The organism is Denitrobacterium detoxificans (assembly GCF_015062615.1).
Lineage (GTDB): Bacteria > Actinomycetota > Coriobacteriia > Coriobacteriales > Eggerthellaceae > Denitrobacterium > Denitrobacterium detoxificans_A.
Map to the genome: position 1 here is coordinate 646,242 of NZ_SUUH01000001.1, position 12,785 is coordinate 659,026.

At 60.4% G+C, this 12,785-nt stretch carries 4 protein-coding genes; 2 read left to right on the top strand and 2 right to left on the bottom strand.

The features are described from left to right. Positions 1-24: 24 nt before the first annotated feature. On the bottom strand, positions 25-4,419 hold the full coding sequence (locus E7002_RS02730; protein WP_303727380.1) for a DNA-directed RNA polymerase subunit beta': 4,395 nt from the start codon (positions 4,417-4,419) through the stop codon (positions 25-27). After that, positions 4,420-7,950, bottom strand: coding sequence for a DNA-directed RNA polymerase subunit beta (locus tag E7002_RS02735; RefSeq protein ID WP_303727381.1), 3,531 nt, complete (start codon positions 7,948-7,950; stop codon positions 4,420-4,422). A 283-nt stretch (positions 7,951-8,233) separates the two neighbouring features. On the opposite strand from E7002_RS02735, the gene E7002_RS02740 reads away from it, so the two are divergent. Together E7002_RS02740 and E7002_RS02745 are read left to right on the top strand one after the other, a co-directional pair. Continuing rightward, positions 8,234-12,229 (top strand): SpaA isopeptide-forming pilin-related protein, encoded by a 3,996-nt coding sequence (locus E7002_RS02740; protein ID WP_303727382.1) that lies wholly within the window; start codon positions 8,234-8,236, stop codon positions 12,227-12,229. A 5-nt stretch (positions 12,230-12,234) separates the two neighbouring features. Beyond that, entirely contained in the window at positions 12,235-12,774 is a 540-nt protein-coding gene (locus tag E7002_RS02745; protein ID WP_303727383.1) for a hypothetical protein, read from the top strand. Positions 12,775-12,785 lie beyond the last annotated feature (11 nt).

A 12,785-nucleotide genomic window follows, 5' to 3' on the forward strand; every position in this document is an offset into this window, starting at 1 on the left:
CCATCTCACGCATGTAATGAGCGGTTATTCCGCGTCGTCCTGCGCATCCGAAGCGTTATCCGAATCATCGGACTCGCCCATGTGCAGGTTCAAATCGCCGATGCCACCCAGCAGCGCGTCGAGCTCTTCCAGGTTGCGCTGGTAAGAGCGCGGAGGCAGAGCCTCGCCCAGCATATCCTCGCCTTCGGTGTTGAAGGTGGCGGGCTGATCGCCGCCGATGAGGATGGTGTCGTCGGGCGAGAACACCATATCGAGCAGCTGGCTCATGTCGTCGCTGGAAGCAACCAGGTCGTCTTCGATGACGCGCAGCAGGTTGTGGGCTTCCAGGCCCGTCTTCAGCTCTTCAATGGCCTTGGCGCCGATGCCCTCGATGCGCATGAGGTCGTCTTCGGTATAGCCAACCAGGTCGGCAACCGTCTCGATGCCCGCTTCGCTGAACTTGTTGGCCCAACGCTGCGACACGCCCAGATCGTCGTAGATGTACAGGCGCGCTTCCTCGTCGGACAGCTGCTTGGTGCGGCTGGCACCCAGGCTGTTGAAGTAGCTGGAGTAGCTACCACCCATGTTCAGGTAGCTGTCGCCGTCGAGCGACCAATCCTGAGGCTGCGGGAGCAGCTCCTCGGTGGTGCGCAGCTCGTCGGGAGCGTACTCGGGCAGCGTGTCGGTGCCACCCATGTGCACCGGGCGACCCTTGTAGGTAAGGCCAACGTTGCGATAGCGCTTCAGGCCCGTACCAGCCGGAATGGGCTTGCCGATGATGACGTTCTCCTTCAGGCCAACCAGGTTGTCCGTCTTGCCTTCGATGGCGGCGTCGGTAAGAACCTTGGTGGTCTCCTGGAACGATGCGGCCGACATCCACGAATCGGTGGCCAGCGAGGCCTTCGTGATGCCCAGCAGCAGCGGCTGACCCGTGGGAGGCTCCTTGCCTTCCAGAACGAGCTTGTTGGCAACGCCTTCGAACTCGTAGCGGTTGACCTGGCGGCCCGGCAGGTAGTCGGAATCGCCAGCGTCGAGCACGGCAACCTTACGCAGCATCTGACGCGCGATAACCTCGATGTGCTTGTCGTTGATATCTACACCCTGGGACACATACACGTCCTGGACCTGAGACACGATGTAGCGCAGCGTGGTGTTCGGGTCGGTGAGGCGGAGCAGGTCGTGCGGGTTCACGGAACCACGCGTGAGCTGCTGGCCCACAACGACTTCGTCGCCGTCGTTCAGGCCCGGCATGAGCTGGGCGCGAGCGGATACCACGTACTCGCGGATGTTGCCATCCTGGTCGTGGATGGTGATCGTCTTCGTCTGCTTGTCGCCACGAACCTGCATGGTGCCGGCAATTTCGGCGAGCACAGCCTGGCCCTTGGGCTTACGGGCTTCGAAAAGCTCCGTAACACGGGGAAGACCGTGCGTGATGTCGTCACCAGCGACGCCACCGGAGTGGAACGTACGCATCGTAAGCTGCGTACCAGGCTCGCCAATGGACTGAGCGGCGATGATGCCGACGGCCGTGCCGATGTTGACGGGGCGGCTCGTTGCAAGATCCCAGCCGTAGCACTTCTGGCACACGCCATGCTCGGCATGGCAGGTCATAATCGTGCGGATGGTGACCTCGTTCACGCCAGCTTCGACGAGCTTCTTCATGTCTTCCATGCCGTCGATGTACTCGTCGGCGTCCATGATGACCTCGCCGTTTTCGCTTACGGCAGCAACGGCCAGGCAACGGCCGATGAGGTTCTCGTCGAGTTCGCCCTTCGCGTTATGCAGCGGATAGGGAACGCCCTCGTGCGTGCCGCAGTCGATTTCGCGAACGATAACGTCCTGGGCAACGTCGACCAGACGACGGGTGAGGTAACCAGAGTCGGCCGTACGCAGTGCGGTGTCGGCCAGACCCTTACGAGCACCGTGCGAGGAAACGAAGTATTCCAGTACGGATAGGCCCTCGCGGAAGTTCGACTTAATGGGCTGGTCGATAATCTCGCCCTTCGGGTCGGACATAAGGCCACGCATACCAGCCAGCTGACGAATCTGCTTGATGTTACCACGAGCACCAGAGAACGCCATCATGTAGATGGGGTTGAAGTGGTCGAAGTTCTTCGCCATGGCATCGCCGACGGCCTCGTTGGCATCGGTCCAGATGTCGACGACCTGCTTGTGACGCTCTTCGTCGCTTACCAGGCCCATCTCGTAGTCTTCGTCGATGCGAGCGACTTCCTCGTCGGCCTTGGCCAGGATCTCGCCCTTGTTGGGCGGCACCGTGGCGTCGTAAACCGAAACGGTAAGACCAGCACGCGTAGCGTAGTGGAAGCCGTTGGACTTCAGACCGTCCAGGATGGGCTCCATCTCGCTGGTGGTGTAGCGACGGCAGCAGTCCTCGATCAGGCGGCTAACCTCGGACTTGTTCAGCTCGTAGTTGAGAAACGGGTAGTCGTCGGGCAGCACGGCGTTGATCGTGATACGGCCGATGGTGGTCTGGATGCGCTCGCCTGCCTTACGCAGCACGGGCTCGCCAAACTTCTCGGCAACTTCGGTGTCGCGGTCGAGACGCACGACAATCTTGGCCTGCAGGTCGACGTCGGCATGCGCATCGTATGCATGACGGGCGTCGGCAAAGCTTGCGAAGATGCGACCCTCGCCGGGGAAGTTGTCGCGGGCGGCCGTGAGGTAGTACAGGCCGATGATCATGTCCTGCGTGGGGATCGTGAGCGGACGACCATGAGCAGGCGACTTGATGTTGTTGGCAGAAAGCATGAGCACGCGGGCCTCGGCCTGGGCGGCAGAGGACAGGGGCACATGCACAGCCATCTGGTCACCGTCGAAGTCGGCGTTGAAAGCCGTACATACGAGCGGATGCAGCTTGATGGCCTTGCCGTTCACCAGCACCGGCTCGAACGCCTGGATGCCCAGACGATGCAGAGTAGGTGCGCGGTTCAGCAGCACGGGATGCTCGGTGATGACCTCTTCGAGCACGTCCCATACGTAGCTGGCATGACGGTCGACGGCACGCTTTGCAGCCTTGATGTTGGCAGCGTACTCAAGCTCGACCAGGCGCTTCATTACGAAGGGCTTGAAGAGCTCCAGAGCCATCTGGCTGGGCAGGCCGCACTGATGCAGCTTCAGCTCAGGACCAACGACGATAACGGAACGGCCAGAGTAGTCGACGCGCTTACCCAGCAGGTTCTGGCGGAAGCGGCCCTGCTTGCCCTTCAGCATGTCGGAGAGGCTCTTCAGCGGACGGTTGCCGGGGCCCGTGACGGGGCGACCACGACGGCCGTTATCGAACAGACTGTCGACGGCTTCCTGGAGCATGCGCTTCTCGTTGTTCACGATGATCTCGGGGGCACCGAGGTCGAGCAGACGCTTCAGGCGGTTGTTACGGTTGATAACGCGACGATACAGGTCGTTCAGGTCGCTCGTAGCGAAGCGGCCACCGTCGAGCTGCACCATGGGGCGCAGATCGGGCGGAATGACGGGGATAACGTCGAGGATCATGTCGCTGGGGTTGTTGTCGCTCTTCAGGAAAGCGTCAACGACCTTCAGGCGCTTCACGGCCTTGGCGCGCTTCTGGCCCTTGCCCGTGGCAATGACTTCAGCGAGCTCTTCGGCAACGGCTTCCAGGTCCATGCCATCGAGCAGGTCGCGCACGGCTTCGGCGCCCATGCCGCCCTTGAAGTAATCGCTGTAGTTCAGGCGCATCTCGCGATACAGAGCCTCGTCGGGAACGAGCTGCTTGGGCTCGATCTTCATGAAGGCCTCGAAGGCTTCCGAACGCAGAGCCTTGCGCTCGTTGAACTCCTCGTAGATGTCGGCGAGCTCGTCCTCGATTTCCTCGGGGGTCATGCGCTCGTCGTCATCGATGTCGTCTTCTTCGGGCACGTAGTCGGTGGAGAGGCGACGGGTGGCCTCTACCAGGCGATCGCGCTCGGCATCCAGCTCGTCAAGATCGGCTTCCAGCTCGTCGCGCAGATCGGCTTCGTCGGCCTCGCGTGCTTCCTTGTCGACGCTGGTTACGATGGCACTCGCGAAGTAGAGCACCTTCTCCAGGTCTTTCGGAGGAATGTCGAGCAGGTAGCCCAGGCGGCTGGGGCTGCCCTTGAAGTACCAGATGTGGCTCACGGGAGCAGCGAGCTCGATGTGGCCCATGCGCTCGCGGCGAACCTTGCTGCGGGTGACTTCAACGCCGCAGCGCTCGCACACAATGCCCTTGAAGCGGATGCGCTTGTACTTACCGCAGGCGCACTCCCAGTCCTTCGTGGGACCAAAGATGCGCTCGCAGAACAGGCCGTCCTTTTCGGGCTTCAGGGTACGGTAGTTGATGGTTTCCGGCTTCTTCACTTCGCCGTGGGACCATACGCGAATGTCCTTCGCGCTAGCCAGGGAGATACGCAGTGCGTCGAAGTTGTTCACATCGTACTCAGTCATTTAGCGCTCCTCCCCTTCACTGGTGGTATCGAAATCATTACCGTCTTTCAGATCATCGGAAAGCAGTTCGGCAAGGTCGGCTGCGATTGCATCGAGCGCGCCATCCTCTTCGCTTTCGGTCTTCTTGGCATCCGCCACCATGCCGGCGAGCACCTTGGAGTCGTCGTCCTCGGGCTCGTGCGTCTCGGCGACGTCGATAACGCCCTGCTCGCCTTCGAGCTCGACGTTCAGGCACAGCGAACGCATTTCCTTGACGAGAACCTTGAAGGACTCGGGCACTTCCGGGGCGGGAAGGTTTTCGCCCTTCACGATGCTCTCGTAGCTCTTCACACGGCCGATCGTGTCGTCGGACTTGATGGTGAGGATCTCCTGCAGCACGTTGGAAGCACCGTATGCGTACAGAGCCCACACTTCCATCTCGCCGAAACGCTGGCCACCGAACTGGGCTTTACCACCCAAAGGCTGCTGCGTGATCAGGCTGTAGGGGCCAGTCGAGCGGGCGTGGATCTTGTCGTCGACCATGTGGCCGAGTTTCAGGATGTACGGGAAGCCGACAGTGATGGGCTCGCGGAAGGGCTCGCCGGTACGACCGTCGTACAGCGTGGTCTTGCCGAACGAGTTCAGCTGGGGAACGAATTCCTCGCGCGCCATGTCGCCGTACTTTTTGTGATGGATGTTGATGAGGTTGCGGTTCGCCTTCTGGATGACGTCGGCGATCTCTTCCTCGGTCGCGCCGTCGAAGACGGGCGTGGACACGAAGATGGAATGGTCGACGACCTCGTCGGAGTTCTCGTCGTCGGACCAACCCCACTTGGCAGCCCAGCCAAGGTGGCATTCGAGCAGCTGACCAACGTTCATACGGGAAGGTACGCCCAGGGGATTGAGCATGACGTCGATGGGCGTGCCGTCGGCCAGGTAGGGCATGTCTTCCACGGGAAGTACGTTGGAGATAACACCCTTGTTACCGTGACGACCGGACAGCTTGTCGCCCTGCTGAACCTTACGCTTCTGGGCAACGAACACGCGAACCTGCTCGTTGACGCCGGGAGCCAGCTCATCGCCGTTCTCGGCGCTGAAGCGCTGGATGTCGATGACGCGACCGCCGGAGCCGTGGGGCACCTTCAGGGACGTATCACGAACCTCGCGAGCCTTCTCGCCGAAGATGGCGCGCAGCAGGCGCTCTTCAGCCGTGAGCTCGGTCTCGCCCTTCGGGGTAACCTTGCCCACCAGGACGTCGCCGGGGTGAACTTCGGCGCCAATGCGGATGATGCCGTCGGCGTCGAGGTCGCTCGTCATATCCTCGCTGATGTTCGGGATTTCGCGAGTGATTTCCTCGGGCCCAAGCTTGGTGTCACGGGCGTCGACTTCATACTCGCTGATGTTAATGCTCGTGAGCAGGTCTTCTGCGACAACGCGCTCGGAAATGATGATAGCGTCCTCGTAGTTGTAACCTTCCCAGGGCATGTAGGCGATCATGAGGTTCTGACCCAGGGCCAGTTCAGCCTTGTCGCAGCTGGGGCCGTCGGCCAGGACGTCGCCGGCCTCGACGCGGTCGCCCTTGCGGACGATGGGCTTGTGATTCATGCAGTAGCCCTGGTTGGAGCGCTGGAACTTGGGAACCAGGTACTCGTCGTACTCGCCGTCGTCGGTGAGCACGTTGATGACCTCGCCGTCGACGTAGTCGACGATGCCGGGGTTCTGGGCTACCAGAATCTCGCCGGAGTCAACCGCGATGCGGTGCTCGATGCCCGTACCAACCAGCGGAGCATGCGGGTTGAGCAGGGGCACTGCCTGACGCTGCATGTTCGAACCCATGAGGGCGCGGTTGCAGTCGTCGTGCTCGAGGAAGGGAATGAGCGACGTAGCGACAGATACCATCTGACGCGGCGAAACGTCCATGTAGTCGACCATGTCGACGGGCACTTCGCTCGGGTCACCGAACTCGCCACGCGAGTTGCGCGTACGGGCAAGGATACGGGTTGCGGGAACGAACTTGCCATCGACCTTGTGGCCGAAGACGCGCGTTTCGGGATCGAACGGCTCGTTGGCCTGGGCAATAGTGTGCTTTTCCTCTTCGTCGGCCGTAAGGTACTCGACGTCATCGGTGACCTTGCCGTTTTCAACACGGCGATACGGCGACTCGATGAAGCCGTAGGAGTTCACGCGACCATAGGTGGCCAGAGAACCGATAAGACCGATGTTCGGGCCTTCAGGCGTCTCGATGGGGCACATACGACCGTAGTGGGAGTTGTGAACGTCGCGAACTTCGAAGCCGGCGCGTTCGCGGGACAGACCACCAGGACCCAGAGCGGACAGACGACGCTTGTGCGTAATGCCTGCTGCGGGGTTGGACTGGTCCATGAACTGGGACAGCTGCGAAGAGCCGAAGAACTCCTTGATGGCCGCCACGATGGGACGGATGTTGATCAGGCTCTGCGGCGTGATGTCGTCGGGCTCCTGCATGCTCATGCGCTCGCGGACGACGCGCTCCATACGGGAAAGACCGATGCGGAACTGGTTCTGAATCAGCTCGCCAACCGTGCGGATGCGGCGGTTGCCAAAGTGGTCGATATCGTCGGTGACATAGCCTTCTTCACCGTCGTGCAGCGCCACGATGTAGCGCATGGACGCGAGGATATCTTCCTTGGTAAGCGTGGAGGAATCGTTTTCGGAGTCAAAGCCCAGCTTCTTGTTGATCTTGTAACGACCAACGCGTGCGAGGTTGTAGCGCTGCTGATTGAAGAACAGACCATCGAGCAGCGTACGAGCGGAATCGATTGTGGGCGGCTCGCCCGGACGGAAGCGCTTGTACAACTCGATGAGCGACTCGTCACGCGTGGTGGCAGGGTCGCGGTCGAGCGTGCGGAGCACCATTTCGGAATCGCCGAGCAGCTCGACGATCTCCTCGTGCGTCTCGGCCAGGCCAAGAGCGCGAACGAGCAGCGTAGCAGGCTGCTTGCGCTTGCGGTCGATGCGCACGGACAGGATGTCGCGCTTGTCGGTTTCGAATTCCAGCCATGCACCACGGGAAGGAATAATCTTCGCGTTGTACACGGTCTTGTTGCTGGTCTTGTCGCGCTCGGCGCCAAAGTACACGCCAGGGCTACGAACCAGCTGAGAAACGACGACGCGCTCGGTGCCGTTGATGATGAACGTACCGCGCGGGGTCATGAGCGGGAAGTCGCCCATGAACACGTCCTGTTCCTTGATTTCGCCAGTTTCGAGATTCGTGAAGCGAACTTCGGCGAACAGAGGAGCCTGGTAGCTCACATCCTTGCGCTTGCACTCGTCGACCGAGTACTTCGGCTCGCCAAAGCTATGCCCGCCAATTTCGACGCGCATGTCCTTGGTGTTGCTCTCGATGGGGCAAATGTCCTTGAATGCTTCGTCGAGGCCCTCTTTCGTAAACCAATCAAAACTTTCCGTCTGAATGGCGATGAGGTTGGGCACGTCCATAACGGACGGAATCTTCGCGAAGCTTCTGCGGCTCCTATAAAGGCTGGTGGGAGCGGTTGTTTCTGCTTTCGCCACGGGGCTTTTCCTCCTTAAAGAAAATCCGTCTTTTTGCAAAAAGTTGCAACGAAATAGAATACTTGCCCCGCTGTCAAGAGTCAAGAAATATTTTTTTAAGCTATGGAATTATTTTGGAAAGAAGGAGCTTGGGCAATAGATAGGCGCCGTAAGCTCGACCGCGATTATAGCGCATGAATGGCGCCACGATACCGCAACCTTTGCGCGACTTTTCTCATCACGAAATGCACGTGCGTTCCCCCACCATCTTTCGCAGGCAACGTTACTCGCGAAAGGAGGGTGCATGTGCGCGCCCCAAGCAATGCGCAAGCGAATCTACCCCTGCATGGCGGCCCTACTCGCCGTGACGCTTTGCCTGCCCACGAGCATGGCGCCCTTTCCGCGCTCGCAGGCGTACGCGAACGAGACATCGCGCGCAGCGCACGAACCCATTGGCACCTTCCTGCAAGAGCATGCGCAGCCCGAAAGCCGCCCCCTTACCGAAGCCGAGGAACACCCACTGCAGAGCTTGTTCGCAGGAACGGCCAACGAACTGGTTGAAACCGGGGCGTATGCGCTCGTGAAGTACACGCTGGTAGACAAGGGTGCCCTCTGGGACGGGTTCACGCTCGACGATGCGTTCGAGCGCGGCGATGATGCCCTTCTCGATTACGTGCTTGCGCAACAGATATACCGCATGCCCATCTACCAAACCGCCCCGAACTCTCACTACTATATATGTTACGCATCGCCGCAAGCACTCTGTGGAGGCGACGTCATCGTAGATGCCGTATGCGCGCATGCCGACGACACGGGTCGCACCATAAGCGATGCATCCTTCGATTTCTCCACCGGCATCGCCTACTTGCCCAAGCACGTCGTAGACGCAGAAGGGCAGATGCAGGTGCAACTCGTGGTGGCACACGATCCCACCGAGGGGCTTATGCGGGGCCACGTCGATGTACGCGTGCACAACGAAGCGAACGTCACGGCGGCATTCGCCGAAGCTACCGTGGCAACGCCCATCATAGACACGCAGATCGACGTACCCCTTGTGGGGCATGGCGAAGAGCACGCCATCACCGCAGATAACCTAGTCATACACGTGAACGATGCGCCCACTCCCCTGCCGCGGAGCAACTATTCATACGACCCCGATACGGGCACGCTCCACGTGGCGGGCAGCCCCCTTTCCGTCGCCTCGCTCGACGTGACCATAAGCAACGATACGGGCAAGGCGTGGGGCGCCGAGGGTGACGGCAAGGGAGTATCGGGCGCTTGGCAATCCATCCCCAACGTAGAGCTCACCGATTTTGATGCACGCACGTACCATGCCGGCGACAGATGGGATTACACGGGGCAGACAAACTACACTCGCATAGACGAGCAAGGCGACCTAAGCGCAGCCGAGCACCAAGCAGCAAAGTGGATCACGCAATACGGCTACCGCATCAAAGCGGCAGGCGGCAACGAAGACGATGAGTTCTACGACACCATCAAGGACGGCCGCACACTCGACGACGTGGATGCCGCCCTCTACAGCGGGTACGCCTTCGGTAAAGACGGCATCATCGGCGAATCCACGGGCTGGAAGTACATGAGCTTCTGCACGTCACTGCCCGTACGCGGCTGGAAGGGAAACAACGACTCCACTGTTCCCGCCTGGGCCTACAGCATGGGGGCGCAGCTACGCGAGCGAAATCGGTCCCTGTATTGGAACGGCGAAACCAACTCGTACATCTATCCCCTGGTCACACTACTGTATTGCCACGCATCCTCGCCCTTTCGCGGAGCGGTCTCCACGGGCGACGTGATCGAGGGGAACAACTACAACGACGATACGCCCATACGCCTGCGCCTCATGGCCGTCGAGAAGGACTACATCGTCATCGGGCTCGTCACGCCCGGATTCAAGGGGCCCGACGGAGGCAGCTCGCTCGGCGGAGGGCGCTACCAGGCGGGTGCCGGCCTATACAAGGTGCGCATCGCCCCGCGCGGCAGAATCGAGCTGCAGAAGGAATCGTCGAACACATCGATAACCAGCGGAAATGCGTGCTATTCCCTGCAAGGAGCCGAGTTCGAAGTACAGAATGCCTCGGGCAATCGCGCAGCGACGCTCGTTACCGACGAACGCGGATACGCACGTTCAGGCGACCTGCCCTGCGGCACGTACAGCGTACGGGAAACGAAGGCACCCAAAGGGTACGCACTGAACGGAAGGGAGTTCCGTGTAAGCGTTTCGCCCAACGCCACCACGCGCGTTGCGGGAGCGGGAGGCGTAGTCGCCGACGAACCGACGGGAAACCCCATCGACTTGCTTCTACGCAAAACGGACCCGCAAACGGGCAACTGCTCGCAAGGCGCAGGCTCCCTGGCGGGAGCACGCTTCACCGTACGCTATTACGACGGCTACTACGACCAGGGAAACCTTCCATCTACCGCCGTTCGATCCTGGACGTTCGAAACCGACGAGCAGGGCGAAGTTCATTTCAACGACTCATACCTGAAGCAAGGCGACGCGCTCTATCGCAACGCGCAGAAGCAGCCCATCGTGCCCCTGGGCACCATAACCATCCAAGAGGTGCAGGCTCCTGCGGGGTACGCACTCGACGATGGCGCGGGACATGCCACACCGCTTCACGTCGTGCGCATCACCAGCGACAACACGAACGCAACATCAGCCGATTTCGCATGCTATGCCCCATTCGACCAACCCGACAGCGTGCAGCGGGGCGACTTCAGGCTCGTGAAAAAGGTCGCTTCCGAAGCGGGCATCGACGAACTGGCGACAGGGGTTCAATTCCAAATCATCAACGAGAACGATCACGACGTTGCCTCACCAGAGCCCGGCAATGCCCTGGTGAAAAAGGGCGATACAGTCTGCACCATCGCCGTCGATGCAAACGGCCTGGCATCCACGCGCAATGAAACCGCCAACGGCTGGCCCACGCCAGCAAGCTGGGCTGGGGCACTCGCGTACGGAACGTACCGCATTCACGAAGTCATTCCCAGCGACGTGCAACGCGCATTCAGCGAGGCACACGCAGGGGCGACCATAGCAACCGTGCCCGACTGGCGCATCACGATAAGCGCCAACAGGCAATACGACGCGCCTGCACTCGTCACCGACACCGTACCCCAATCGCCCTTGAAAGTGGTGAAGATCGACGGCGAAACGGGCAAGCCCATTCTCCTTCCCTGCTCGTTTCAGCTCTACGACCAGAGTGGATGCCTCGTTACCTACGAAGCGCATTACCCCGAATCAACCACCATGGATACGTGGACCACAAATGGCTCCGGAGAGGCAACGCTGCCCATGATGCTCCACGACGGCACGTATACGCTGAAGGAAATACAGGCCCCCGCAGGATACATCCTCGACCCCGACCCCGTGCCCTTCACCGTGGACAGTACGTCGCGCACCTGGGACAACCCCCTGGTAATCACCATTACGAACGAACCAGCAAAGGGGATGATTGTCCTTTCGAAAAGCGACGACGTAACAGGTACGGGCATCGCCGGGGCGCAATACAACATATGCGCGGCAAGCGACATAGCAACGCCCGACGGTACCATACGCGCTCATGAAGGCGATATAGTGGCCCAGCTTACATGCGGCGAAGACGGTACCGCAAATTCAGGCGAACTCTACCTGGGGTCATATCGGTTCTACGAAACCAAAGCCCCCAACGGATACGCACTCGACCCCGAAGAGCATCCCATAGAGCTCACGTACGAGGGCCAGGCCGAAACCGCAATGGTAGCCCCTGCGGCAACCACCGACGAGGCCACCTCGTTGCGCATCCAGAAGACCTGCTCGGAAACGGGCAAGCCGCTTGCAGGAGCAACGTTCGAAATCGCAAGCGAAGACGCAGATGCGCAGCCAATGCAGCTGGAAACGGATGAAAGCGGCACGGCATGCATCGAGCGCCTTGAGCATGGCACGTATCGCATACGGGAAACGAAGGCCCCATCCGGTTGGCTCATAAGCGAGGATGCCGCGCAGGGAACGTGCTTCACCATAAACGACCAGGGATTCATTTGCATGGAAGGGGCCAGCGAATTCGCCAGCCAGGTCACGCTCAACGTGGAAAACGAACCGGAACCACCCGAAGCGCCCATTCCAAGGGAGCCCCCAAAGCCGGCCCATGCTTCCCCACCCACGCACGACGATGCAACACGAACGGTATGTGCCATCGTTGCATGCATGATCACGACGCTTGCCGTGGCATTTGTCGCCCAGCGCGCCGCACGAGGATACCCCAAGCCAAGACAAACGAGCCTACGGAGGAAACGATGAACAACATGGCGAAGCGAATACGCACCATCGGATGCATCTGCTTGGGCGTCGTACTCCTTCTCTGGGCAGCGGTCATCGCCATCGACTCTTCGACGGCCAACGCTCCCACGCCCTTTGCCGGGCAAGGGGAAGGCAACGCCGAAGCCGCGCAGACGCATACCGCCATTGGAAGCTCAACAATCTTCCAATCGCCGAGCGAGGACCAGACGACATGGCGGGCCAACGCCACCACGCAGCACGTCACTTTGGCAAACCCCGCGGGAAACGCCGTGGACATGGCACCTCACATCCATGTCGACCTGGACGGAAGCGGAAGCTTCGAAGACGGCGAATGCGTCTTCAATCCCATCGTACGAGACGAAGCGGGAAACGTTGTCGATTGGGGCTGCTTCATAGCGCCCGGCAAGCAAATTGACTCGATCGCCCTTTCTCGCACCGTCCCCGAGGGGACCTATGCCGCGCGCCTTTCGTTCACCGCATTGGACGTGCGCACGCACGGCGAAACCAACCCCATGTCATTCGAATTCACCCTACACGCCCAATAGAACAACCACGA